The organism is Gordonia aichiensis NBRC 108223, from assembly GCF_000332975.1.
Taxonomy (GTDB): domain Bacteria; phylum Actinomycetota; class Actinomycetes; order Mycobacteriales; family Mycobacteriaceae; genus Gordonia; species Gordonia aichiensis.
Genome location: NZ_BANR01000004.1, coordinates 161,804 through 185,288 on the forward strand (window position 1 = coordinate 161,804; position 23,485 = coordinate 185,288).

Consider the following 23,485-nt stretch of genomic DNA (forward strand, 5'->3'; position numbering starts at 1 on the left):
GGGGTTGGGGGGTCGCTCGTGCCGCAGCGGGGGCCGAGGCGTCGACCGGACGACGTATGGCCGGGTAGGCATACGGCGTCGGATAGCAGCAACTGTGCTGGTTTGCAGACGACCAATTCAAGCCGATGGCGACTTTCCCGGCAGCGTCGGAGAAAGGGTTGACAGAGCGTCGGGTCGTGCGAATGGTGTGTGAGGCACAACCGCGGACGGCGAGGTTCGTGCGATATCCAAGGAGCAGGTGATGACCGGAAGCAGCGGCGAAATACCCGACTATGCACGGGGATACGAGGAATTCGAGGGTCGCGTTGGCCGCACCTCGTCGCAATCGACACCCTGGTGGAAACCCGAACCGAGCGCACCGGCAGGCGCGCCGAACATTGTCGTCGTACTCATCGACGACATGGGTTACTCCGACATCTCCCCGTTCGGTGCGGAGATCGACACCCCCCACATCGCAGCGCTGGCCGAGCGCGGATTCCGGCTGTCGAACTACCACACGACGCCGGTCTGTTCACCCGCCCGGGCCGCCCTGCTCACCGGACTCAATCCGCATCGCGCGGGCTACGGCAGTGTGGCCAACTCCGATCCGGGTTTCCCCGGTCTGCGGCTCGAACTCGCCGACGACGTGCTCTCGCTTCCGGAGATCCTGCGTGCCAACGGGTATGCCACCTACGCCGTCGGCAAGTGGCATCTCGCGCGGGACGCCAACATGAGTCCGGGTCGCACGCGCGACTCGTGGCCGCTACAGCGCGGGTTCGACTCGTACTACGGCTCACTCGAAGGGCTGAACTCGTTCTTCTACCCGAACCAACTCATCGCCGACAATTCGGTCGTCGACGTCGACGAATATCCCGATGACTACTACGTGACCGACGATCTCACCGATCGCGCTGTTGCGCAGATCAAGTCGCTGCGCGCACACGATGCCGAGAAGCCCTTCTTCCTCTACTTCGCGCACATCGCAATGCACGGTCCGCACCAGGTCAAGGAATCCGATCTCGACAAGTATCGCGGCACGTACTCCCAGGGGTGGGACGTGGTGCGGCAGCGACGATCCGACCGCCAGGTCGCCGAAGGACTGTTCGATCCGGATACACCGATCGCGGAGCGCAATACCGAGCCCGGGTACGACGCGCCGCCCTGGGATGAGCTCGATGCGTCGGAGCAGCAGCGGTTCGCGAAGTACCAGGAGGTCTATGCGGCCATGGTCGATTCGGTCGATCAGAGCGTCGGACGCATCGTCGACACCCTGACCGAACTCGGCGAACTCGACAACACGATCATCGTGTTCACGTCCGACAACGGAGGCACTGCTGAGGGTGGACCGGTCGGAACCCGCTCGTACTTCAGCCAATTCGTGCACGGTCCGGTGCCGGAGGATTGGGAACGCGACGTTCCGCACGACGAGGAACTCATCGGCAGTGCGGCTCTCGGGGTGCACTATCCGCGCGGCTGGGGCCAGGCGTCGAACACGCCGTTCCGCTTCTACAAGGGGCAGACATTCGCCGGCGGCGTGCGAGTGCCGTTCGTGCTGTCGTGGCCACAGGGCTTGCCGCGCGACGCTGCCGACACCGGCGTGCGGCGACAGTATGCGTACGTGACGGATCTGGTGCCGACGCTGCTCGAGTTGGCAGGGGTCGAGGCGCCGACCGAGCGGCACGGCACACCGGCACAGCCGCGCGACGGTGTCAGTGCCGCAGGCTTTCTGCGCGATCGGCATGCGACGTCCGATCACACCGAGCAGTACGCGGAATTCGGCGGCCACCGGGGGTTCTATCGGGACGGGTGGAAACTGCTGTCGCTGCACCGGTCACCGGATCGCGTCGACGATCCCGAGTGGGAGCTCTACGACATGGCGTCCGACCCGGCGGAGACACGCGATGTGGCTGCCGAGCATCCCGAACTGGTCGCCGAACTGGCGCGCGCATGGGACGAAGCCGCTTGGCGCAACACTGTTTTCCCGCTCTACGATTCGCCCGCCGATCAGGTGCGGCGGCGACCAGACGAAGACCGCTACAGCGACCCGGTGCGCATTCTCGCGGGTACGCCGACACTCGAGCGGTACCGGTCGAGCAAACTGATCGCGTACCGCGACTTCGACATCGAGGTCGAGTTGCGCGACTGGACTGTCGGTGACGAAGGCGTGCTGGTCGCGCACGGTGATCCGCAGGGCGGGTACGTGTTGTACGTCGAGGATGGGACGGCGCACTTCGTGTTCAACAGTTATGGCCGTATCGCCCGCGTATCGGGTGAACTGCCCGCCGGCGCCGACACGATCGTGCTGCGCGCCGTCGCCACGCCTCAGGTGCGGTGGGATTTCGTGATCGAGGCGTCGGCCGGTGGGCAGTCAGAGGTGATCGCCAAGTTGGACAACCAGTTCCAACTCGTGGGAATGGCCCCGTGGACGGGCATCTCGGTTGGTCTCGATGCGCGCGGGCCAGTCGACGTCGACCTGCGGGCGCGGCGGGGAGTGTTCCGCTTCGGTCCCGCGCTGCGGGCGGTGACCTACCGGCCGGGTGCGGTGCGTGTGCCCGCGGGTATTCGTCGTGAGATCGACGAACGCGCCGAGTACCACGCTGACTGATCGGCACAAGGTTGTGATCGTCGTGGGCGAGAACCTGTCGCGCAGCGTCGATCAATGGGGAAATCGAAGAAACGACGATAGTTCAAAAGGAGTGCACCAGTGACACTGACCGACATCGAACAACGCACCGACAGCGCATCCGCGGCACAAGCTCTCTACGACGCCGGATCGATCACCGTCACCAAGCTCGGCGAGAACATCGGCGCAAAGATCGACGGCGTTCGGCTCGGCGGAGACCTCGCCGACGAGCAGATCGAGGCTATCCGCACCGCCCTGGCGGTCAACAAGGTCATCGCGTTCACCGGGCAGGACCACCTCGACGACGAGACGCAGTACGCATTCGCCTCACTGCTCGGTGAGCCCACTGCGCCCCACCCGACCGTGACATCGCGTGGCGACCAGCTGTTGACCATCGAAGGTGCGGCCAACAGTTGGCACAGCGACGTGACCTTTGTCGATCGCATCCCCAAGGCATCGTTGCTGCGGCCGATCGTGCTTCCGACGTACGGTGGCGCAACCACCTGGGCGTCGACCGTCGCCGCCTACGAGCAGTTGCCCAAGCCACTGCGTTCGCTCGTCGACGACCTGTGGGCCACACATTCCAACCTGTACGACTATGTGGGACAGAAGGAACCGTCGGGCGGCGTCGACGTCGCGCAGAAGGCTGAGCACTACGCGGAGTTCACCAGCTCCGAGTACGAGACCCTGCATCCGGTTGTCCGTGTGCACCCGGAGACCGGTGAGCGCAGCCTGCTGCTCGGTCACTTCGCCAAGGAGTTCCGCGGTCTCAAGGCGTCGGAGTTCGCGAATCTGTACCAGCTGCTGCAGGCACGAATCACCAAGCTGGAGAACACCTTCCGCTGGAACTGGAGCTACGGTGACCTGGTGATCTGGGACAACCGGGCCACCCAGCACTACGGCATCGCAGATTTCGGCAACCAGAAGCGGCAGCTGCATCGGATCACCCTCGCCGGTGACGTCCCCGTCGACATCAACGGCCGGCACAGCCAGATACTGAAGGGCGACGCCTCGCACTACTCCTCGGTGGAGGACTCGAAGCGACTGCGAGCGTTTGCTGCCTGATCCTGCTCACCAGAAAGTTTCTGGATGAGTGCACGAGATGCGGTCGGACCATGGGCTGGGTCCGGCCGCATCGTGCATTGGCGGGAGCGTCGTCGAACCTGTGGATGACGTGGGTGGCCTGACGGATATGTCGAACTAGACTTCGCCGTATGTCGATGAGTGCGAAGTTCGGAGTGTGTTGTGGTGCGGTCGCTGTGCTGACCCTTGCGGGGTGCTCATCGTCGGGACAGCCTGTGGCCAAGAGGGCTTCAGCAGACGCGCCGAATTCGGTGTCCGCGGCGTCCGAGACTTCTGCGGCGGCGCAACCGACCGGTGCGTCCGTCGGGACTGCGACGATGGAGGTCACCGGAGGTTCGGCCCCCGTCACCATCCGGTATCGCATCAACGGCGGACCGGAGACCACCGAGACCTCGGTGACCCTGCCGTGGAGCAAGGACTACACCGTCTACAACGAGGTGCCGTCGAGCGTCAGTGTCACCGGGGGCGGCGAGGTCACGTGCACGATCATGATGGGCCGGAGCCTGGTCTCCTACAAGACCGAGACCAACCCGACCTGCGAGTTCGCGTACTACGGCTGAGGTGCTCCGCAGAAACCTACGTGCTGTGGGTGGCTCGTCCGTACCGGTACGGACCGGGTGTCTGAGAGGCGCAACTTTCTGCGCAACGCCGGGCGAAGTGAGCGGTCGGGCGTCGTGACCCGACCTGCGGAGCCGCCTAGGAGAATCGAACTCCTGACCTATTCATTACGAGTGAATCGCTCTACCGACTGAGCTAAGGCGGCGTGCTGCGCGAGGCAGCGCTCACGAGTGTAGCGAGCGAGCACGGAGGAACCAAAACCGGGCGTCGCGGACGTGTCAGAACGGAAAGTCGCGGCCGCACGGCACCGCGACAGTCGACGTCGGGTCGAGTGCGTTCTGGATCAGCGCGGCGACCGTCGGCGAGTAGATCATGCCGAGATGTCCGACCTCCGACGCGGGGCACACGTCCTGCACGACGACGTTTGTGACGTTCTGCGCAGGCTCCATCAGCGCGTTGCGCAGCGGAAACACCACTTCGTCGTGTGTGGTGGCCAGGTTGGCGTAGCGAATGTTCGGGTGGTTGGGCCCGTTGTCGCCCTCGCCCGGCGGCGGTGGCGTCCCGCCGAACGAGTAGCCGCGATTGGCGCCCGACACGTTGACCATGGTGCCGACCTGCTCGGCTCTGTCGGGCAGTTGGGTGACCGACTGTGCAACCGCGGCACCCTGGGAATGGCCGACCAGATCGACGGTTGTCGCGCCGGTCGTCTTCCTCACGTGATCGATGAAGTCGGCCAACTGGTGGGTCGACGTCGCCCTGGGGCCGAGTCCACCGACCGAACCGCTGCCGGGCACCTGACCGAAGGTGAACGTATAGACACAGAAACCGGCGTTGGCCAGGGTCGGCGCGAGAAATGACCACGCCGACGCCTGATTCGACGCGGTGCCGTGCACCAGGATGACCGGATCGCGGTCGTAGCGATCATGGCAGTCGGGCCTGTTCGCGCCCGCCGGAGCTCTGTCCGCCGGCCCTGTGAGCCCATCGCGTTGTGCGGCCACGACATCGGTCGTGACCGGATACGGAGTTGCGGACGCCGGACCGACGCCGAGGATCGTCGCCGCGAACCCTATCGCCAGTACCGCCGCCGCATGAACGCGCGGGCGCATTTCACGATGATCGCAGAATCGGAGCATCCCCGAGAGGTAACGCCTCCGATCCGTGAACGGGCGGCAACTGATTCGTCTCGATCCTCACCATCTCGAATCGGTGAGTGGCGATCCGACGTACCGTCGGCTCATGGCCCCGTCTCCCCGAAAGCCCGTCACCGCCGCGGATGCCTCCACCAGGCTGTCTGACCCGTGGAGAGTGATCGGAAACAGTGTCCGTGCCGGGTACAACACACAATCGATGGCCCGCGGCGTGCGTTTTCTGCATCGGATCGCACAGGAAGCCGAGATCGCCGACCATCACCCTGATATCGATTTGCGCTACGGCACAATACATCTGACCATCTCGACGCACAGTTCCCATCGGATCACCGAAGCCGATGTCGGGCTCGCGAATCTCATTGCCCAGATCGCGCGCGAGCTCGAGCTCGAACCACTCTCGATTCCCGAGACCCGCTTCGATGTTGCCATCGACGCTCTCGACATCGACAGAATCCGACCCTTCTGGCTCGCTGTGCTCGGCTACACGCAACTCGACGGCGAGGCGCGCGAGCTCGCAGCGGCCGACCTCGTCGATCCCGCGGGCCGACTACCCGCGATCTGGTTCCAGCAGATGGACTCCGAACGGTCGCAGCGCAACCGCATACACATCGACCTGTGGATCCCTCACGATGAGGTCGACGCACGCCTGCAGGCCGCCCGCGACGCCGGCGGGACCCTGGTCAGCGACGAGTTCGCCCCCTCCTGGTGGGTGCTGGCCGACGCCGAGGGCAACGAGGTGTGTCTGTGTACCTGGCAGGAGCGCGCCGACAAGGGGTTCATCGGGGCGTGAGACACCCGGACGGTCGCCGTGTTGCGTTCGACGTCTGCGACGACCCGCGTGTCACGCCCCGAAGGCCCCGACGATCGCGGTGATGTCGGCGAGCGTGTCATCCCAGCCGTAGAGCACGTCGTCGTAGGTCAGCCGAAGGGTCGGGTCGCCCCGCGTCAGGGACCTGCGGTCCCGGTGTCGGTCGTTGCGGTAGTTCTCGGGACTGACGTGGTAGAGCACGCTGTCGCACTCGATCAGGAGCCGGCCGATCCGCAGGTCCGCGTGCTCGGTGTCGGAGATCTCCGGTTGTACTTCGACCTCGAAACCGGCACGGCGGCAACGGACTCGGACCAGACTCTCGGTTCCTGACATCGATCGGGGATCACTCTCGAGGAGCATGCCCTCGATGAGCTGGTTGCTCCGGGGCAGCATCAGTCGGAGGTCGGCCGCGTCGATGCCCAGTGTGTGCATCGCCGAGTCGCATGTCGCGATCCAGTCATCGTCGCGCATGCAGCCTGCGGCGCAGGTCAATGCAACGCCGGTCGTGTCAGCGATCGTCGTGACGGGCAGCGGCGGCCCGGGCGCCCGGCAGTAGTCGGCGCGCCGACGGCCTGCACTCTTGCCGGCGCGCACGTGCAGGGATTCGTAGCCCGGAGGCACCCAGAATCCGAGCTTGCGGAGTGTGGATACGCAACTGAGTGCCCCGTACCGGCGCGCAGCAGTCACGGCATCCGAGTCGGCTTCCGGCTGCGAGTACCAGCCGCGGCGTGCGACCAGCAGTTCGCCACGGCGCACCTTCCGGCGCAGGTCGGCGTCGCCGAGGCCGAGTGCTCGCAACTCGGGCCGGGAGAAGACGCCCAGGTCGAGCGCGTCCGGGTCGATTGCGCCGGGCGGGAGAGCGTCGAGGTTGACCTCTGGGTTGACTGTTGATCGAGGACTCACGGATGTTGGACGCACTGCTGTCGGGATTGTTCCACCCTCGCCCGATTTCAGTCATTATTCTCCGTGTCCGTCGGCAAAAGCCCAGGTCGGAGTGTGAGGTACCGGTTCGAGATGACTGAAAACGGGCGAGGCGATCTTGCCGCAGGACCGGGTGGTGCTCGACGGCACCGGCGATCTCGTCACAGAGATTCGACTTGCTAAGCAACTAGGGGTACAACTTGTATCTATGTTGGATCTGAGCACCTCATCGGCGTCGGACCGCGTGTATGGCGAGGTCAAGGAGCTGATCCTGACCAATGCCATCGCCGGCGGCGAGCTGATCAGTGAAGGGGAGGTGGCGCAGCGCTGCGAGGTCAGTCGCACCCCGGTCCGCGAGGCGTTCCTGCGGCTGCAGGCGGAAGGGTGGATGCGCCTCTATCCGAAACGGGGCGCCCTGGTGCTACCGGTTACCGATACCGAGGCCCGCGACGTCGTCGACGCACGGATTCTCATCGAGTCGCACGCCGTACGCGGGCTCGTTTCCCGCGGACTGTCGACTGCCGACCTGGTGGCCGATCTGCGCCGCAACCTCGACGCTCACGCGCAGGTGGGGCCCGACAACATCGCCGACTTCGCCCGGGTCGACGCCGAATTCCATCAGCTCATCGTCTCGGCCGGAGCCAACGGCGTACTCGCCGACTTCTACCTCGGTCTGGCCGAACGCCAGCGCAGGATGACCACTGCGAGCGTCCACCGGGAGCCGACCGTGACGCCGCGGATCATCGCCGAACACACCGCCCTCGTCGATGCCATTGAGCGCAGCGACGTCGACGGATTCACGACGCTGCTCGTCGAACACGTCGCGGGAGTTCATCGGATCGACGATGTGTACGCGGTGCACGCGAGCGGCCCCGATGCCCGCGCCCCGCAGACTACGGAAGGACAACGGTGACGACCACCGCAGAGAACACCGCTTCCACCACGACCGGCTCGGCGGTTCGTCCTACGGCGTGGATCGCTGTGGCGCTCGCAGTCTTCGCATCTGCATGGGGCGGCAACGAATTCACCCCGCTCCTCGTCATGTATCGCGAGACGGGGAACTTCGGTGCCGTAGCCGTCGACGCATTGCTGTTCCTCTATGTCGTCGGTATCGTACCGTCGCTGTTGATCGGCGGACCGCTGTCGGATCGCTTCGGTCGGCGCCCGCTGATGTTGCCCGCACCGGTGTTCGCCGCCGTCGGATCGCTGCTGCTCGCGCTGGGTGCGAATTCGATTGTGCTGCTGTCGATCGGCCGCGTCTTCAGTGGCATCGCGCTCGGTTTGTCGATGGCTGTCGGTGGTAGCTGGATCACAGAGTTGTCCGTTCGCGGCGGTGCCGGAGCTGCCGCGGGTGCCCGGCGTGCGGCGATGAGTCTCACCGCCGGATTCGGGATCGGCGCGGGCGTCGCAGGTGTGCTGGCGCAATGGGCGCCGTGGCCACATGTGCTCGCCTACGTCGTCAACATCTCGCTGGCTGCTCTCGCCATGGTGCTGCTGCTGGTCCGTGCGCCCGAAACGCGTTCGCCGAGTGCATCTCCGGGACGTCTCGTCGACGATCTGAAGATCCCCTCCGCGGGGCATCGTCGCTTCCTGTTCGTGGTGCTTCCGGTGGCTCCGTGGGTGTTCGGCGCTTGTGCGTCGGCGTACGCGATCATCCCTGCGCTGATGTCGGCGCGCACCGCGGGAGCGCCGATCGCGTTCGCGGCGCTGTGCTGTGTGCTCGGTCTCGCAGCCGGTTTCGGGATCCAGTCGCTCGGTCGCCGTATCGACAACCCCGACGGAGTGCGTGGTGTCGCCGCAGCCCTCACGGTTCTGGCGATCGGCATGGCGCTGGCAGCGGTCGCGGCCCACATGCTCACCATCTGGATGTCGCTGATCGCTGCAACCGTGCTCGGCTGCGGCTACGGCATGGCGATGATCTCCGGACTGCTCGAGGTGCAGCGGATCGCAAGCACCAACGGACGCAACGATCTTGCCGGTCTGACAGCTGTCTTCTACAGCGTCACCTATCTGGGGTTCGCCATTCCGGCTGTCCTCGCGATGGTCACCGAGTTCTGGCATGCGGTGACCTATACACACATGTTCGTCTTCGGGATCGTCGCGGCGCTGCTGTGCCTGGCCGTCGCACTGTATGGACATCGGCGGCACGCGACGACCGCCTGACCGAGTGGTCAGGCCTCGCGCGGCGACGTTCTGCTGAACATGGCGTGCAGCACTTCGAGTTCGGCGGTCGACGCGCGCTCGAGCACATCTGGGGCAGGGTCGTCGACCGACCAGACCTTCTCGAGCACCTCGCGCCCGGCGTCGGTGACGCGGACCTGTTTGCGTCGACGATCCGCTGACGGGATCTCGCGCACGACGTAGCCTGCGGCCTCGAGTTCGGAGACCGCAACCGATGCCGCGGGCGCGTCGATGGTCGCTGCGTGTGCGATCTCGGTGATCGTCAATGGCCCGCTCTGCAACCGCTTGAGCACCCGAATCCGACTGAACGGCAATCCCGTCGCGGCAACGACTGCGCGCCGCCAGGCGTCGCGCGAATCGGTCACGAACGAGGTCAGTTCCCGCCAGACCTGTGTGACGAGTTCGTCGTGGCTCGCCGATCCGTCGGCTGTCGTGCGGTTGACTGCGTCGTCGTGGTCAGGCATCGGCCATCTCCGGTTCGATCAGCCGACGTGACACCGTGCTCGCGGTTCGCAGTGCCCAGGGCGTCGTGGACACGACGCCGAGCACCAGAATCGCTGCGCTGAAGGCAATCACGATCCACCACATGGCCGTCATGGCGGTGGAGAAGTCGACGGTTGTACGCGCAGCGGCCAGGCCGGTGACGCTACCCGCCAGTGCCACACCGAGACTGACGCCGATCTGGCGACTCGTCGACGCCACGGCACTCGCGGCACCGGCGCGATGTCGGGGCATGCCCGCGACCGCGGAATTGGTGATGGGCGCGTTGATCATCCCGAAGCCGAGTCCGTAGATGAGGAACATCACGGCGAGCAGCGGGATCGGGGTGTGGTCGTCGATGAACAGCATCATCGACGAACTGATCAGCAGCGCGATTCCGGCGATCACCAGCGACGGTCGGGTACCCCAACGACCGACGGCGCGTCCGGACAGCGGCGAGCAGATCAGCACGGCGATCGCTGGCGGTACGAGCATGGCGCCGGTGCCGACAGCACTGAACCCGCGGTCCTCCTGCAGATACAGCGAGATGAGGAACAGGAATCCGCCCCAGTTGGCGAATGCACAGATGGCGATGACGGTCGCCGATGCGAACGGCACACTGCCGAAGAAGCGGAGGTCGATGAAGGGATCGTCGTGACGTCGTTCCCACAGGAGGAAGCCCAGCAAAGCGGCTGCCGCGACGACGAATACGGTCACGGTGCGCGGGGAATCCCAACCGTGGCCGGGGCCTTCGATGAGCCCGTAGACGGTGCCGCCGAGCGCGATCATCGCCAGGGCCTGGCCGACGGGGTCGAGGGTGCGCATGATCGGCGAGCGCGATTCGGGCACCAGGACAGCGGTCAGCACGAACGCCAGAAGGCAGATCGGGAGGTTGATCCAGAACACCGCACGCCACCCGATGGAGTCGATGAGCACTCCGCCGACGATCGGCCCGGCAGCCATCGAGATGCCGACAACCGATCCCCACACACCGATCGCGCGAGCGCGCTCCCGAGGATCGACGAAGATCTGCGTGATGATCGACATCGCCACCGGGTTCAGCATTGACCCGCCGATGGCCTGCAGGGCACGAGCGGCGATCAGGACGCCGACACTCGGCGCCAGGCTGCACGCCAGCGACCCGAGGGCGAAGGTGAACAGTCCGATCTGGAACACGCGGCGTCGACCATAGCGGTCAGCGGTTGCGCCCGACACCATCAACAGGCTCGCGAGCACCAGCGTGTAGATGTCGATGACCCACTGCAGCGACGACACGCTCGCGTTCAGATCGGTCCGAATCGCGGGGAGGGCGACGTTGACGATGGTCGAGTCCATGGACACGATCAGCAGGCTCATGCAGCAGGTGGCGAGGATGGCCATCTTCCTGCGCGGCGTCAGCTCGACGGAAGTGGTTGTGGACATACAAAGATTGTAGAACTACAAGCACTTGGAATGCAGGGTGTATCGGGCGAGTAGGGGAGAACGGTCGCCTCGCGCGGGCGCGGTAACCTGCACGAGGTCGACCGGCACGTGGACCGGGGTGTTCCCGACACGCACGACGACGCCGGAAACCAATGAGTGAGAGGACGGTGTCAGTGCTGCTCGGGGCATGGGTGAGTGTGGTGACCGTCGTTCTACTCGTTGTTCCCGGTGCGTGCGTCGGCCGTCGGATGACACTGAGCTGGCCCGTGGCGATCGCCGCCGGTGCACCCATCACCTTTGCGATCGTCAGCGTGTCCACGGTGCTCTATGGCGCCATCGGATTCGAGTGGAACCTGATCACAGCTCTGGTTGCCGTGCTCATCGCATTCGCGCTCGCCTGGATCTACTCTGCGTTGCTCGGCACACGGGCGGGTCGTCGAATCGCGCCTGCACCAGCCGCGACGACTCCGTCGGACAACGGGAGGCTCGACGGCCCGTTGGGCCGCGCGGCGGCATTGCGAGGAGGCGTCGGCATCGCCCTCGGGGCAGTCATCATCGCCATCACGTGCATCAGGCCCGTCGCGAAAACGGCGTTCGCCGGGCTCGACAACATCCCGCAGGTCTGGGATTCGCTCTGGCATGCGAGCTCGTTGCGGTGGATTCACGACACCGGCGTCGGATCGTCGTTGCGCATGGGTGAGCTCATGAACTACGACACGCACGGTTTCAATTACTACCCCAACACCTGGCACGCGCTTGGGGCGCTGGAGATGCCGCTGACCGGGGCGAATCCGGTGCAGCTCTACAACACCTACTCCCCGGCGACACTGGCGGTGACAGTGACGCTCGGCGTGGCGTCGCTGGCCTACTGGTTCGCGCGCCATCGGTTCGACACCTCGACGTCGGCGTTGGTGGCAGGGGTCGCGGGTGCGGTCGCTGCACTCTTCCCGTCGCTGCCCTATGTGGAAGTGCAGCTGACCTCGGTGCCGAACGCCGTCGGAGTATCGATGGCGCCGATCGCTGCGGTGCTGACGATCAGTGTGGTGCGGGACCGGCGGCGGGTGTTGCCCGCCGCCGTCGCGGTGTCAGGGGTGACGGCGACGCACCCGTCCGGCTTGATTCTGGTCGGTGTGATCGTCGGCGTGTGGTGGCTTTTCGAGGCCCTGCGCCGACCTGTGCACAGTCGCATCGGGGACTTTGTCACGCTGGTCGTGGCGGGCCTGGTGACGGTGGTGCTGGTCTTCCCGGTGGTGTTGGGCACCATTCGTGTCGCCGACACCAACGAGCTTCCCTTCTTCGACTTCCGCGTCGACACCGTCGGTGTGCTGGAAGGGCTTTCGCAGGCGCTGTTCAACGGCACAGTGCCGTTGGGGACGCAAGACTATCCGGTGTGGGGTCTGGTGATCCTCACCGTGCTCGGCGCGCTCGCGCTGCTGTGGCTGCGGTGCTGGGCAGGCCTGGTGACGTGGGCCGTGTTCGTGCTTGTCACCGCCAATTCGGTTGTCTCGCTTGGCCCGTTGTCGGCGCCGCTCGGCGTGATCGGCGGTTACTTCTACAACTCGCCGCATCGCCTGACCTTCGTCGTCTCGCTGTTCTCCGCCGCTGCCGTCGGCGTCGCGCTGGGTATGGCCGCGATGGCGGTGGCACGCTGGCTCGCGAACTCCGGCTCCGGTGATGCTGTTGCGACGCAACGTCGTTGGGCACTGCCAGTGGTCTTCGCGGTACTGCTGGTGCTGATCGCGGGGGCCGGTGTCTGGCGCTACCCGCCGAATGCACAGATCGCGTCGAAGGAGCGCGGCGAGAAGCTGGTCGGCACAGACGATCTGGCCGCGTACCACTGGCTCGAGCGTCAACCGGACGCGCACGATGCGCTGATTCTGAACAACCTCGACCAGGGCACCGGTTGGCTGTATCCGGTCACCGGACTCACGCCGCTGTTCTCGTTCTATCGGGCCAACGAGTTCTCCGACCGTCAGCGCGATCTGTACTGGGGCACCGCGCAGATCGGCAGCGATCCGCACGTCGATCAGATCGTGCGGGACATGAACGTGCACTATGTGATCGACAGTCCGCCGAGTTACTGGCCGTTCCAGAACGGGGTCCCCGATCCAGAGCACGGCGTGCAGGGCGATCCGTTCCTCGCGTTGCGTGAACACGGCGCGCCGGGGCTGACCGAGGTGTTCCGGCAGGGGACTGCCACGGTATATCGGGTCAACGAGAACGTGCTGCGGCCCGGCGGGTGAGCTCGGGGCGCGTTTCCGGCGCTCGGTTCCCGGGGGTGGCCGGGTGCGGGCCGCTGGGCTGGCCGGGTTGGGGGCCGCTGGGCTGGCCGGGCGGTGCAGAAACTAGGGGAAGGAATCTTTCCGCGGGTTTTGGTCCTTTCGGCGAGTTGCTTCTAGGGGAAGGGGAGGGAACCCGGGGAAGAGTCCGCGACCGCTGCAGAAATCAGGGGAAGGGCCCGCGACCGCTGCAGAAACCGGGGGAAGGGCCCGCGACCGCTGCAGAACCAGGGGAAGGGCCCGCGACCGCTACAGAAACCGGGGGAAGGGCCCGCGATCCCCGCAGAAACCCGGGGAAGAGTCCGCGACCGCTGCAGAAACCAGGGGAAGAACCCGGAAACCCGCCGAAACGTCGAAACCAGACCCGGTCGGCCCCGCGTCCGGCGGCCGGCTCAGGCGTCGGGGTAGCCCTCCGGGTTGTTCGACTGCCAGCGCCAGGTGTCGACGCACATGTCGTCGATCGTCTTGCTCGCGAACCAGTTCAGTTCCTTGTTGGCCTTCGTCGGATCGGCGTACGACGCTGCGATGTCGCCTGCCCGACGCGGCGCGATCTCGTACGGGATCGGGCGGCCACTCGCACGCTCGAAGGCCTTGACCACCTGCAGCACCGAAACCCCTTGTCCGGTACCGAGATTCCACGTCGACATGGAATCTGTGCCTGCGCTGATGCGCTCGAGTGCTGCGACGTGGCCCGCCGCGAGGTCGTCGACGTGGATGTAGTCGCGGACGCCGGTGCCGTCGGGGGTGTCGTAGTCATCGCCGAAGATCGAGAGCTTCTCGCGACGGCCGACGGCGACCTGCGCGACGAACGGCATCAGGTTGTTGGGGATGCCACTGGGATCCTCGCCGATCTGTCCGCTCGGGTGCGCGCCGACCGGATTGAAGTAGCGCAATGCGGCAATACGCCAGGCGGGGTCGCTCGCGGCGACGTCGCGCAGCACCTGCTCGATCATCACCTTGGTCCAGCCGTACGGGTTGGTCGCCGACGTGGGAGAGTCCTCGGTCATGGGCAGCACAGGTTCTGCGCCGTAGACAGTGGCCGATGACGAGAACACCAACCGTCGGACGTTACGACGACGCATGGCACGCAGCAGCGAGAACGTGCTGCCGAGATTGTTCTCGTAGTACTCGAGCGGCTTGGCCACCGACTCGCCGACAGCCTTGAACCCTGCGAAGTGGATCACGGCGTCGACGGTCTCGTCGTCGAAGAACTTCTCGGTCTTGTCGACGTCGGTGAGGTCGAACGAGTGGACCGGGATGTGGACGCCGGTCAATCCCTCGAGCCTGCCGACCACCGTCGGTTTGGCATTGCTGAAATCATCGACGACGACGACGTCGTGTCCCGCTTCGACGAGTCGGATCACAGTGTGTGAACCGATGTAGCCGGCACCTCCGCTGACGAGTACGCGCATGACGACCACGGTAAGGCGCTCCCCTGCCAGTTCACCAGCGGGGACCTGTGTGGTGTACCCGAAGCGGATGTGCCGCTATCGTGCATGACACATCGGCAGGTACGTCGAGGTGCCTGCCGACGACGATTCGGGGGCCGATGACCAGCAGATCAGACGTCGAATTCACCTCGCAGGGCGTGACCTGCCGGGCATGGCTCTACCGGCCTGATGCGCCGGGCGCGCCGGTCATCGTGATGGCGCACGGACTTGGCGGTGTGCGGACGATGCGGCTCGACGCCTTCGCCGAGCGCTTCGTCGAAGCGGGGTTTGCGTGTCTTGTGTTCGATTACCGCCACTTCGGCGACAGTGACGGAGAACCGAGACAGCTGCTGTCGGTACGCCGACAGCTCGCCGACTACGACGCCGCGATCGAGTACGCGAAGTCGTTGGACGACGTCGACGCCGCACGCATAGTCGTATGGGGGTCATCATTCTCCGGGGGTCACGCGCTGACGCTTGCCGCGCGGCAGCCGGGTCTCGCGGCGGCGGTGTCGCAGTGCCCGTTCACCAGTGGCCCCGCATCGTTGCTGGCTCTGGACCCGATCTCGTCGGTGAAGGTCACCGGGCGCGCTGTTGCCGACATCGCGTCGAGTGCACTACACCGAGATCCGGTGCTGGTGGCGCTGACCGGGCACGGACATGACGCTGCACTGATGACCGCCCCGGACGCCGAACCCGGGTATCTCTCACTGGTGCCCGACGGTGCGTCGTTCACCAACAGTGTGACGGCGCGCGCCGGCCTGGCCATCCCGTTCTACTCACCCGCACGGCACATGCGCCGCATCGGCATTCCGACCTTCGTGGCGATCTGTGAGACCGACAGCGTCGCGCCGCCCGGCCCGACGATCCGGGCCGCACAGGGCAACCCGCACATCACGGCGAAGGTCTACCCCTACGGCCACTTCGACATCTACGTCGGAGATGCCTTCGACGACGTGGTCGCCGACGAGATCGCATTTCTGCGCGACGTCGTACCGGTGAGCCACTGATCGGCGACGGCGTCGGCAAATTGAAGTGACAGGCGGTCGACCTCGACCTCGTAGATCGGCCCATAGAGGGTGGTGCGACCGAGTTCGACGTCGAAATCGTCTGGTAGTTCACCGCGTTCGAGTGCGCGATGAAACGGCGCGATCTCACGTGCACGTTGCCCGACGACGAACTGCTCGTCGAACTTCTCGGCGAAGGCGGTGTCGAGTTGCGCGTGTGCGCGCAAGGCGCGCAGCATCTTTCCCTCGTCGTTGATCAGTAGGAACTCGGCGAGAAGTCGTGCGGCGGCGCGCACGTCGCCAGACAGCGATCCCGTGTCGGGTGGTGTGAGCCGGTCGGCGGCGTCGCGATCAAGTGCCGACAGCAGGACGTCGCCCTTGGTGGGCCACCAGCGATAGATCGTCTGCTTGGCGACGCCCGCGCGCTTGGCCAGTCCCTCCATGGTCACCGCGGCGAAGCCGACCTCAGCGAGGAGATCGTCTGCGGCGTTGAGGATTTTGTGATGCGCGTCCTCGCTGCGTCCGTACCGATTGCCGTGATGCTCGCTCATGGGCAGAAGAGTAACCGGTCTAGACAAGACGCAACGGTGCGTCTAGCCTAGCGTTCATGAAATATTCGACGGCTTTCCTCGTGGCGGGGTGCTTCTTCATGGAGATGCTCGACGCCACCATCGTCACGACCGCGGCGCCCGCGATCGGCGTTGCGCTGCACGCGCCGGCGACGTCGGTCGCGATCGTGATCACCAGCTACATGCTGGCGCTGGCGGCATTCATCCCGGTCGGTGGCTGGCTCATCACGCGCCTACCCGCCCGCACCGTGTTGGTCGGTGCAATCGCTACGTTCACCATTGCGTCCCTGCTCTGCGGGTTGGCCCAGTCACTCGAGTGGCTGGTCGTCGCGCGCGTCCTACAGGGTGTCGGCGGCGCAATGATGGTCCCGGTCGGCAGGCAGGTGGTCCTGCGTGACGCCGCGAAGACCGATGTCATGCGGCTCATGTCGTACATCATCTGGCCGGGACTGCTGGCGCCGGTGATCGCGCCGCTCGTCGGTGCGCTCCTCGCAGGGCATCTGGGTTGGCAGTGGATCTTCTGGATCAACGTGCCGCTCGGCGTCCTGGCGACCCTCGTCGCTGTTCGGGTCACACCGACGACGGTCGACGGTCCGCCCCGCCGACTGGACATCCTCGGTGTGGTGCTCGTCGGGGTGTCACTCGGTGCGGTGGTATGGGCCGCACATCTGATCGCTGACACCGATTCCGCTGCGCCAGTGTTGGTCTCGTGGTTGGTCGCCAGTGTTGTCCTACTCGCTGCTGCGCTGGTTCACCTGCTGCTCGCGAAGGAGCCGATCGTCGAACTGCATGTATTGCGCGACAGGGTTTTCGGGGCGTCCCAGTTCGGCATGGGTGTCTTCTTCATGGTGGTCTCTGCTGTGCCGTTCCTCATGCCCCTGATGATGCAGGCCGCCTTCGGCTGGTCGCCGGTGCGGGCGGGTGTGCTCGTGATGTTCGTCTTCGTCGGAAACATCGGGATCAAGCCGTTCGCCAAGCCGCTCATTGAACGGTTCGGATTCCGGAGGGTTCTCGGCGCGTCAACGGCAGGCCTGGCAGTCACTGCGGTGGCCCTCGGACTGTGCACTGCCGCAACCAGTCCGGTAGCTATTGCCGCGATTGCGCTCCTGAGTGGTGTCTTCCGTTCGACGGCGCTGACCGCCTACTCGACCATCGGATTCGCGACCATCGAGGTATCTCAGCGCCGAGCTGCGAACACGCTGAACGCCGTCAACCAACAACTCGCTACGGGACTAGGCGTCGCGATCGCAGCGGTCGGGGTACGGCTCGGTGCTGTGCTCAGTGGTGATCCTCAGTCGCACGCGGCATACGCGTGGGCGTTCGGAGTCGTTGCTGCGGTGACACTGCTCTCGGGGCTCGGAGTGGCGCTGCTGCCACTCGACGCGGGGCGGGAACTGCACGCGAGCCGCGCCTGACAGACGGCGGCGGTTGTGCGCCGCGGCTTCGTGCCCATCACGACGGTCCGGTCACTTCGGACACGTTCGGGTCGCCACGGCGCCGCCGACCAGAGTGCCCACCGACCCGACTGTCGGAGGCGAGAGACACTGCATCACACCGCCGAGCGTGGGCGTGAGCGTGCGCGGGTCGAACTGGAACGTCCAACGCAGGTGGAGATCGGAGGACGGGCGACGACCGGGATACATGCCGAATGCCTCGGGCAGCGTGGACCCGGCGCCCTTTCCCACGAATGCATATCGCCTGTTCCCAGGTGTGCCCTGGTTGGCGTTGTGGAGCTTGCGCAGGACGGCGAAGAAGTACGGGGCGCTGAACGGGCTGTCCTGGCGGTAGATGCCTGCGAACTCGAACACCTGCACGTTCGCGGCGAAAAGCGCCTGGTAGGGGAGGTTGGCGAGGTCATCGACGATGGACGCCGCATTCGGTCTCGGTGGTGCCGCGTCAGCCCGAGCGGCTACGGTGGCCGACACCGCACCGAACATGACGGTGACGCTGATCAGTGCTGCCGCGACACGAGCGCGAACGCCGCGGCACATGCGTCGACGGGAGCGCGGGGCGCGAACCGAACCCATGCAGACCTCCGTTGGTCGGTGGCCCCCGGTGGTCCTCCCTCACTGTCCAGAGTGTCGCGGGCACACGGAGCTGTCATCTCCGCACGCTCAATGAAATGAACCTGCAATCGGCGTGCGACGCCTGTTGGGCGTTCGTGACCGCGCAGCAACACGCGTCGGTCCGGGCGGCGGCGAGATGTCAGCCGATGACCTTCTCGGTCCCCGCATACTTCGCCTCGACGTCGTCTTTGGCGGGTTGCCACCACCCGGCATTGTCGCGGTACCAGTCGATCGTCGCCGACAGGCCGGAACGGAAGTCGGTATAGCGCGGTGACCAGCCGAGTTCGGTACGCAGGCGCGTCGAATCGATGGCGTATCGGCGGTCGTGGCCGGGGCGGTCGGTGACGAAGTCGAAGGCGTCGCGCGGTTGCCCGAGCAGTTCGAGGATGGTTTCGACGACGGTTCGGTTGTCGACCTCGCCATCGGCGCCGATCAGATACGTCTCGCCGATCTGCCCCTTCTCGATGATCGTCCACACGGCGTCATTGTGGTCGTCGACGTGGATCCAGTCGCGCACGTTGCGGCCGTCGCCGTAGAGCCTGGGGCGTACACCCGAGAGCACATTGGTGATCTGACGCGGGATGAACTTCTCGACGTGCTGATACGGGCCGTAGTTGTTGGAGCAGTTGGAGATGGTCGCGGGCACGCCGAACGACCGCACCCACGCGCGAACCAGCAGGTCACTGCCCGCTTTGGTGGAGCTGTACGGGCTCGACGGGTTGTATGGGGTGGATTCGGTGAAGCGCACCGGGTCGTCGAGGTCGAGGTCGCCGTAGACCTCGTCGGTGCTGATGTGGTGATACCGGACGCCGTGACGGCGGACCGCCTCCAGCAGGGTGTAGGTACCCACCAGGTTGGTCTGCACGAAGGCCGACGGGTCGGCGAGCGAGTTGTCGTTGTGCGACTCCGCCGCGAAGTGGACGACCAGATCCGCGTCGGCGACGAGGCGATCGGTGAGCGCTGCGTCGGCGATGTCGCCCTCGACGAGGTCGATGCTGTCGGTGACCGGTGCGAGGGTCTGCGGACTCGCTGCGTAGGTGAGCTTGTCGAGTACTCGGATCTGCACGTCGGGGCGCTGCTCGAGTGTCCGGAGGACGAAGTTTGCGCCGATGAAGCCGGCGCCGCCGGTGACCAGAACCCGCATGTGTTCCTGACCTCTCGTCTGTGGAGTACGGTCCGAATTGCCGCTCCGTCGTCGGCGTCTACCCTATTCGACATGCGCGGAATCATTCTTGCCGGTGGTACGGGGTCGAGGCTGCACCCGATCACGCAGGGCGTGAGTAAGCAGATGGTCCCTGTCTACGACAAACCGATGATCTATTACCCGCTGTCGACCCTGATGCTGGCGGGCATCCGCGACATCCTGGTGATCACGACGCCGAAGGACTCCGCGGCATTCTCCGGGCTGTTGGGCGACGGCAGCCAGTTCGGAATCAACCTCTCCTACATCACCCAGTCGTCGCCCGACGGACTGGCACAGGCGTTCGTGTTGGGTGCCGACCACATCGGCGACGAGTCCGTGGCACTGGTGCTCGGCGACAACATCTTCTACGGCCCCGGTCTTGGCTCACAGCTGCAGGGATTCGATTCGATCGACGGCGGCGCGATCTTCGCGTACTGGGTGGCCAACCCCTCGGCGTACGGCGTCGTCGACTTCGACGCGCACGGCAAGGCGGTGTCGCTCGAGGAGAAGCCGACCACCCCGAAGTCGAACTATGCGGTTCCTGGCCTGTACTTCTACGACAACGACGTCATCGAGATCGCGCGTGGCCTGCAGCCGAGTGCGCGCGGCGAGTACGAGATCACCGACATCAATGCGCACTATCTCGATCGCGGCAAGCTGTCGGTGACCGTCTTGCCGCGCGGGACGGCCTGGCTCGACACCGGGACCTTCGATTCGCTGCTCGACGCGGGCAACTTCGTGCGCACCGTCGAGCAGAGACAGGGACTGAAAATCGCTGTGCCCGAAGAGATCGCCTGGCGGCAGGGATACTTGTCCGACGACGAACTCGCCGCCTGCGCCGAGAAGCTGCGCAAGTCGGGGTACGGCGATTATCTGCTCGACGTCCTGGCCCGCGGTAAGGGTTTCGAGTGAACACGAACCACGATGTGAGGGAGTGCCCGTGAAGATCCGCCCGTTGTCGATCGACGGGGCGTGGGAGTTCACGCCCGTTCAGCACGGCGATGCGCGCGGGCTGTTCGCCGAGGTGTTCAAGGGTGATCTCCTCGACGACGTGATCGGCCACCGCCTCGACCTCGCTCAGGTCAACCTCTCGGTGTCGGCTGCGGGAGTGTTGCGCGGAGTGCACTTCGCCGACGTTCCGCCCGGGCAGGCCAAGTACGTGACCTGCCCCAAGGGGGCGATCCTCGACGTGATCGTCGACATCCGCGTTGGGTCACCGACGTTCGGTACCTACGACACCGTGCTCCTCGACGACGCCGACCGTCGTGCCGTCTACCTCTCCGAAGGGCTCGGGCACGGATTCTGTGCCCTTGAAGACGGGTCGACGGTCACGTATCTGTGTTCGACCGGCTACAACCCCTCGGGTGAGCACGGGATCAACCCACTCGATCCCGAGCTCGGTATCGAGTGGCCGACGCTCGCACGTGACGGCTCGCCGCTGACCTACGAACTGTCGGAGAAGGACACCGCAGCACCGGGATTGACCGCTGCACGCGAATCAGGACTGCTGCCCGAGCACGCCGACGTCACAGCGTATCTGCGTTCACTGGCCGAAGGGGCGTCGTAAACGCGGCGCGAATTGGTGAACGCAGGCGGTACACCAGCGGCGTCTGCCGGTTCGGGCCGCGTCTGTGCGATTCGGGCCGCGTCTGTGCGGGGTCAGTCGCGACGGTTCTCGATCTCGGCGTTCTGTAGCGCGACCGCGCGGGCGAGGCGGGCGTAGCGGATCTCGAGCTCGCGGAACCTCAGATACGTTGCGACGGTGGTGAAAGCGAAGGCGATCACCAGACAGTAGAGCACGAGGTCGGTGCCGCGACCGACGCCGACCCAGCCCGCGACGGTGGTCAGATCGTTGGGCCGGAACATCGCATAGACGCCGAACACCACGAACGCGACGAACAGAAGTTTCACGCCCGCAGATGATCTCGCGTTGCCGCGATTGGTGACGAAGAACCACACGAGGCCGAGCGCTGCGAGCAGGAGAAGTATCTGGATCACGATCATGGGCTATCTCCTCATGCGCCCGTGCAGCAGACCGTCGGCGACGATGTTGACGCCGTTGATCAGCGACTGCCCCTTGGCGCGCGAGTAGTCGGTGTAGAGGATGGTCACCGGTTGTTCGGCGACCCGCCAGTGGTGATGGTCGATGAGGGCCACGAACTCCGACGCGTGACTCATCCCCGCCATCAGCAGGTCCAATTTATCGGCGACGGTTTTGTTGAACGCCCGCAGACCGTTGTGGGCGTCGCTCAGCCCGAGTCGCCGGGTGCGTGGACTGAGGAAAACAACGGTGCGCAGCACCATCTTTCGCAGGGCCGGCACCGATTCGTCTCGGCCGTCGGCGAATCGGGTCCCGACGACGATGTCGACGGGCTCGGAACGCAGGCGGTTCACCATGGTCACCACATCGTCGACGCGGTGCTGACCGTCGGCGTCGAAGGTCACGAAGTACTCGGCCCCTCGGCGCGCACGCGCGTACTCGACGCCGGTCTGGATCGCCGCGCCCTGGCCCAGATTGACCGGGTGGCGCACGAGGTGGATGCCGCCGTGAGCAGTCACGCGACCGGCCTCGGCGGCAGCCGACAGGATCTGGGCCACGGAGTCATCGGAGCTACCGTCGTCGACGCAGACGATGTTGGGGAAGGTGCTGGCGGCCTCGATGAGGACGTCGCGGATCACCGTGCCCTCGTTGTAGACGGGGATTACCAACCACACATCGTCGTTGGTGGGCCGCTCCGTCATGACGGTAACCCTATCGGAGCAGGCGGGGACCACCCGCGACTGCACACGGCCGGGCCGCGGAAAATGCGGGTCGTCCGACGCTGAGGGGCCGCTCGCATGTCAGGTCGCCGAACCCATCCGGATCGTCGACGTCTACCCTGATCGGGTGCCGATCGACGTCATGATGCCCTTCTACGGCGACGTCGCGCAGTTCAAGAAGGCGGTCACCAGCGTGCTGGCCCAGACCGACCGCGACTTCCGGCTGGTCGTCGTCGACGACGGCTATCCGAGCGACGAGCCGCGCGAGTGGTTGGCCGACCTCGCCGACGAGCGTGTGCGCTACGAACGCAACCCGCAGAACCTCGGCGTGAACGGCAATTTTCGACGCTGCGTCGAGCTCGTGACCGCCGATCGGTTCGTGGTCATGGGATGCGACGACGTGATGCTGCCGGGGTACCTCGCCGGTGTGCGCGCGCTGGCAGACGCGCACCCGGATGCGGCGGTGATCGCGCCCGGTGTCGAGGTGATCGATGCCGACGATCACGTGGTGCGGCCGCTGGGTGACCGGATCAAGTCGGTGCTCGCGCCGTCGTCGGCGACGGTGCTGCACGGTGAGGCGTTGGCCACAAGTCTGTATCGCGGAAACTGGACGTACTTCCCGTCGCTGCTGTGGACTACCGAGGCGGTGCGGAAGGTCGGATTCCGGGAGGGACTCGACGTCGTCCTCGACCTTGCGCTCCTCATCGACCTCGCGTTCGCGGGAGAGTCGCTCGCATTCGAGCCGAGTGTGCTGTTCCGCTACCGCCGCCACGACGCGTCGGTCAGTTCGGTGCAGGCTGTCGACGGTCGGCGTTTTGCCGAGGAGAACGACTTCTTCGCCGCGGAGGCACGCCGATGTGCGGCTCGCGGCTGGTCACGTGCCGCGCGAGCAGCACGCATGCATGTCACGTCCCGGCTGCATCACACGATGGCACGCGTTGTGGGAGCCCTTCCGCACCGCTGATCGGTGGTCGTCGACAGGTGCGCT

General features: G+C 65.6%; 22 protein-coding genes and 1 tRNA gene. 12 read left to right on the plus strand and 11 right to left on the minus strand.

The genetic code is table 11. The features are described from left to right. Positions 1 to 241: 241 nt before the first annotated feature. From GOACH_RS05350 to GOACH_RS23945, 3 genes are all read left to right on the plus strand, one after another. Entirely contained in the window at positions 242 to 2,584 is a 2,343-nt protein-coding gene (locus GOACH_RS05350) for an arylsulfatase (protein ID WP_005171727.1), read from the plus strand. Positions 2,585 to 2,683: 99 nt separating this feature from the next. Beyond that, the gene (locus tag GOACH_RS05355; protein WP_005171728.1) at positions 2,684 to 3,667 is read left to right on the plus strand and encodes a TauD/TfdA dioxygenase family protein; all 984 of its coding nucleotides are present in this window, start codon (positions 2,684 to 2,686) and stop codon (positions 3,665 to 3,667) included. 149 nt (positions 3,668 to 3,816) lie between these two features. Next, on the plus strand, positions 3,817 to 4,245 hold the full coding sequence (locus GOACH_RS23945; RefSeq protein WP_040517788.1) for a hypothetical protein: 429 nt from the start codon (positions 3,817 to 3,819) through the stop codon (positions 4,243 to 4,245). A gap of 130 nt (positions 4,246 to 4,375) precedes the next feature. On the opposite strand, the gene GOACH_RS05365 is transcribed toward GOACH_RS23945, so the two are convergent. Then, positions 4,376 to 4,448, minus strand: a tRNA-Thr gene (locus GOACH_RS05365). Positions 4,449 to 4,521: 73 nt separating this feature from the next. After that, positions 4,522 to 5,349, minus strand: coding sequence for an esterase/lipase family protein (locus GOACH_RS05370; protein ID WP_005171733.1), 828 nt, complete (start codon positions 5,347 to 5,349; stop codon positions 4,522 to 4,524). A gap of 130 nt (positions 5,350 to 5,479) precedes the next feature. Here GOACH_RS05370 and GOACH_RS05375 point away from each other — a divergent pair, with 130 nt between their 5' ends. Beyond that, positions 5,480 to 6,181, plus strand: a complete 702-nt coding sequence (locus GOACH_RS05375; protein ID WP_005171736.1) for a 4a-hydroxytetrahydrobiopterin dehydratase — start codon at positions 5,480 to 5,482, stop codon at positions 6,179 to 6,181. Between the two features lie 51 nt (positions 6,182 to 6,232). Here the strand turns inward: GOACH_RS05375 and GOACH_RS05380 are convergent, their stop codons facing one another. Further along, complete coding sequence (locus tag GOACH_RS05380; protein WP_005171740.1) at positions 6,233 to 7,102, minus strand: type IV toxin-antitoxin system AbiEi family antitoxin domain-containing protein; 870 nt, start codon at positions 7,100 to 7,102, stop codon at positions 6,233 to 6,235. 226 nt (positions 7,103 to 7,328) lie between these two features. Between GOACH_RS05380 and GOACH_RS05385 the strand changes: the two genes are divergently transcribed. Further along, entirely contained in the window at positions 7,329 to 8,033 is a 705-nt protein-coding gene (locus GOACH_RS05385; RefSeq protein WP_052003914.1) for a GntR family transcriptional regulator, read from the plus strand. Beyond that, positions 8,030 to 9,283: an MFS transporter gene (locus GOACH_RS05390; protein ID WP_005171745.1), complete on the plus strand. Its 1,254-nt coding sequence runs from the start codon at positions 8,030 to 8,032 to the stop codon at positions 9,281 to 9,283. Before GOACH_RS05385 ends, GOACH_RS05390 begins: the two co-directional genes overlap by 4 nt. 8 nt (positions 9,284 to 9,291) lie before the next feature. Here GOACH_RS05390 and GOACH_RS05395 read toward each other — a convergent pair whose 3' ends face one another. Beyond that, positions 9,292 to 9,765 carry a MarR family winged helix-turn-helix transcriptional regulator gene (locus tag GOACH_RS05395; protein ID WP_005171749.1) on the minus strand — a complete coding sequence of 158 codons (474 nt, stop codon included), beginning with the start codon at positions 9,763 to 9,765 and terminating at the stop codon, positions 9,292 to 9,294. Beyond that, complete coding sequence (locus GOACH_RS05400; RefSeq protein ID WP_005171753.1) at positions 9,758 to 11,161, minus strand: MFS transporter; 1,404 nt, start codon at positions 11,159 to 11,161, stop codon at positions 9,758 to 9,760. Before GOACH_RS05400 ends, GOACH_RS05395 begins: the two co-directional genes overlap by 8 nt. A gap of 215 nt (positions 11,162 to 11,376) precedes the next feature. Between GOACH_RS05400 and GOACH_RS05405 the strand changes: the two genes are divergently transcribed. Continuing rightward, on the plus strand, positions 11,377 to 13,446 hold the full coding sequence (locus tag GOACH_RS05405; protein ID WP_005171757.1) for a DUF6541 family protein: 2,070 nt from the start codon (positions 11,377 to 11,379) through the stop codon (positions 13,444 to 13,446). A 428-nt stretch (positions 13,447 to 13,874) separates the two neighbouring features. On the opposite strand, the gene galE is transcribed toward GOACH_RS05405, so the two are convergent. Next, the gene (gene galE, locus GOACH_RS05410; protein WP_040517790.1) at positions 13,875 to 14,894 is read right to left on the minus strand and encodes a UDP-glucose 4-epimerase GalE; all 1,020 of its coding nucleotides are present in this window, start codon (positions 14,892 to 14,894) and stop codon (positions 13,875 to 13,877) included. Positions 14,895 to 15,031: 137 nt separating this feature from the next. Here galE and GOACH_RS05415 point away from each other — a divergent pair, with 137 nt between their 5' ends. Continuing rightward, entirely contained in the window at positions 15,032 to 15,922 is an 891-nt protein-coding gene (locus GOACH_RS05415; protein ID WP_005171762.1) for an alpha/beta hydrolase, read from the plus strand. On the opposite strand, the gene GOACH_RS05420 is transcribed toward GOACH_RS05415, so the two are convergent. After that, positions 15,844 to 16,470 (minus strand): TetR/AcrR family transcriptional regulator, encoded by a 627-nt coding sequence (locus GOACH_RS05420; RefSeq protein WP_005171765.1) that lies wholly within the window; start codon positions 16,468 to 16,470, stop codon positions 15,844 to 15,846. The two genes, GOACH_RS05415 and GOACH_RS05420, sit on opposite strands and share 79 nt — an antisense overlap. A 56-nt stretch (positions 16,471 to 16,526) precedes the next feature. Here GOACH_RS05420 and GOACH_RS05425 point away from each other — a divergent pair, with 56 nt between their 5' ends. Next, the gene (locus GOACH_RS05425; RefSeq protein ID WP_040517791.1) at positions 16,527 to 17,903 is read left to right on the plus strand and encodes an MFS transporter; all 1,377 of its coding nucleotides are present in this window, start codon (positions 16,527 to 16,529) and stop codon (positions 17,901 to 17,903) included. A gap of 51 nt (positions 17,904 to 17,954) precedes the next feature. On the opposite strand, the gene GOACH_RS05430 is transcribed toward GOACH_RS05425, so the two are convergent. Beyond that, a complete protein-coding gene (locus GOACH_RS05430) occupies positions 17,955 to 18,515 on the minus strand; it encodes a hypothetical protein (protein ID WP_005171769.1) in 561 nt (186 codons plus the stop codon). Between the two features lie 178 nt (positions 18,516 to 18,693). Then, on the minus strand, positions 18,694 to 19,698 hold the full coding sequence (gene rfbB, locus GOACH_RS05435; RefSeq protein ID WP_005171771.1) for a dTDP-glucose 4,6-dehydratase: 1,005 nt from the start codon (positions 19,696 to 19,698) through the stop codon (positions 18,694 to 18,696). Positions 19,699 to 19,770: 72 nt separating this feature from the next. On the opposite strand from rfbB, the gene rfbA reads away from it, so the two are divergent. Both rfbA and GOACH_RS05445 read left to right on the plus strand, forming a co-directional pair. Beyond that, positions 19,771 to 20,649: a glucose-1-phosphate thymidylyltransferase RfbA gene (rfbA, locus tag GOACH_RS05440; protein WP_005171775.1), complete on the plus strand. Its 879-nt coding sequence runs from the start codon at positions 19,771 to 19,773 to the stop codon at positions 20,647 to 20,649. Positions 20,650 to 20,677: 28 nt separating this feature from the next. Then, the gene (locus GOACH_RS05445) at positions 20,678 to 21,304 is read left to right on the plus strand and encodes a dTDP-4-dehydrorhamnose 3,5-epimerase family protein (protein WP_040517892.1); all 627 of its coding nucleotides are present in this window, start codon (positions 20,678 to 20,680) and stop codon (positions 21,302 to 21,304) included. A 92-nt stretch (positions 21,305 to 21,396) separates the two neighbouring features. Here GOACH_RS05445 and GOACH_RS05450 read toward each other — a convergent pair whose 3' ends face one another. Together GOACH_RS05450 and ppgS are read right to left on the minus strand one after the other, a co-directional pair. Then, the gene (locus GOACH_RS05450) at positions 21,397 to 21,741 is read right to left on the minus strand and encodes a DUF2304 domain-containing protein (RefSeq protein WP_005171779.1); all 345 of its coding nucleotides are present in this window, start codon (positions 21,739 to 21,741) and stop codon (positions 21,397 to 21,399) included. A 3-nt stretch (positions 21,742 to 21,744) separates the two neighbouring features. Beyond that, positions 21,745 to 22,479 carry a polyprenyl-phospho-N-acetylgalactosaminyl synthase PpgS gene (gene ppgS, locus GOACH_RS05455; RefSeq protein WP_005171782.1) on the minus strand — a complete coding sequence of 245 codons (735 nt, stop codon included), beginning with the start codon at positions 22,477 to 22,479 and terminating at the stop codon, positions 21,745 to 21,747. A gap of 145 nt (positions 22,480 to 22,624) precedes the next feature. Between ppgS and GOACH_RS05460 the strand changes: the two genes are divergently transcribed. Further along, positions 22,625 to 23,461, plus strand: a complete 837-nt coding sequence (locus tag GOACH_RS05460; protein WP_040517894.1) for a glycosyltransferase family 2 protein — start codon at positions 22,625 to 22,627, stop codon at positions 23,459 to 23,461. Positions 23,462 to 23,485: the final 24 nt, after the last annotated feature.

Excerpts from the sequence above, each read along its gene's own strand:
- GOACH_RS05370 (WP_005171733.1), bottom strand. The coding sequence starts at position 5,349 with ATGCGCCCGCGCGTTCATGCGGCGGCGGTACTGGCGATAGGGTTCGCG.
- GOACH_RS05400 (WP_005171753.1), bottom strand. The coding sequence starts at position 11,161 with ATGGCCATCCTCGCCACCTGCTGCATGAGCCTGCTGATCGTGTCCATG.
- galE (WP_040517790.1), bottom strand. The coding sequence starts at position 14,894 with ATGCGCGTACTCGTCAGCGGAGGTGCCGGCTACATCGGTTCACACACT.
- GOACH_RS05395 (WP_005171749.1), bottom strand. The coding sequence starts at position 9,765 with ATGCCTGACCACGACGACGCAGTCAACCGCACGACAGCCGACGGATCG.
- rfbA (WP_005171775.1), top strand. The coding sequence starts at position 19,771 with ATGCGCGGAATCATTCTTGCCGGTGGTACGGGGTCGAGGCTGCACCCG.
- GOACH_RS05415 (WP_005171762.1), top strand. The coding sequence starts at position 15,032 with ATGACCAGCAGATCAGACGTCGAATTCACCTCGCAGGGCGTGACCTGC.
- GOACH_RS05430 (WP_005171769.1), bottom strand. The coding sequence starts at position 18,515 with ATGGGTTCGGTTCGCGCCCCGCGCTCCCGTCGACGCATGTGCCGCGGC.
- GOACH_RS05385 (WP_052003914.1), top strand. The coding sequence starts at position 7,329 with ATGTTGGATCTGAGCACCTCATCGGCGTCGGACCGCGTGTATGGCGAG.
- rfbB (WP_005171771.1), bottom strand. The coding sequence starts at position 19,698 with ATGCGGGTTCTGGTCACCGGCGGCGCCGGCTTCATCGGCGCAAACTTC.
- GOACH_RS05450 (WP_005171779.1), bottom strand. The coding sequence starts at position 21,741 with ATGATCGTGATCCAGATACTTCTCCTGCTCGCAGCGCTCGGCCTCGTG.
- GOACH_RS23945 (WP_040517788.1), top strand. The coding sequence starts at position 3,817 with ATGTCGATGAGTGCGAAGTTCGGAGTGTGTTGTGGTGCGGTCGCTGTG.
- GOACH_RS05425 (WP_040517791.1), top strand. The coding sequence starts at position 16,527 with ATGAAATATTCGACGGCTTTCCTCGTGGCGGGGTGCTTCTTCATGGAG.
- GOACH_RS05375 (WP_005171736.1), top strand. The coding sequence starts at position 5,480 with ATGGCCCCGTCTCCCCGAAAGCCCGTCACCGCCGCGGATGCCTCCACC.
- GOACH_RS05350 (WP_005171727.1), top strand. The coding sequence starts at position 242 with ATGACCGGAAGCAGCGGCGAAATACCCGACTATGCACGGGGATACGAG.
- GOACH_RS05420 (WP_005171765.1), bottom strand. The coding sequence starts at position 16,470 with ATGAGCGAGCATCACGGCAATCGGTACGGACGCAGCGAGGACGCGCAT.
- ppgS (WP_005171782.1), bottom strand. The coding sequence starts at position 22,479 with ATGACGGAGCGGCCCACCAACGACGATGTGTGGTTGGTAATCCCCGTC.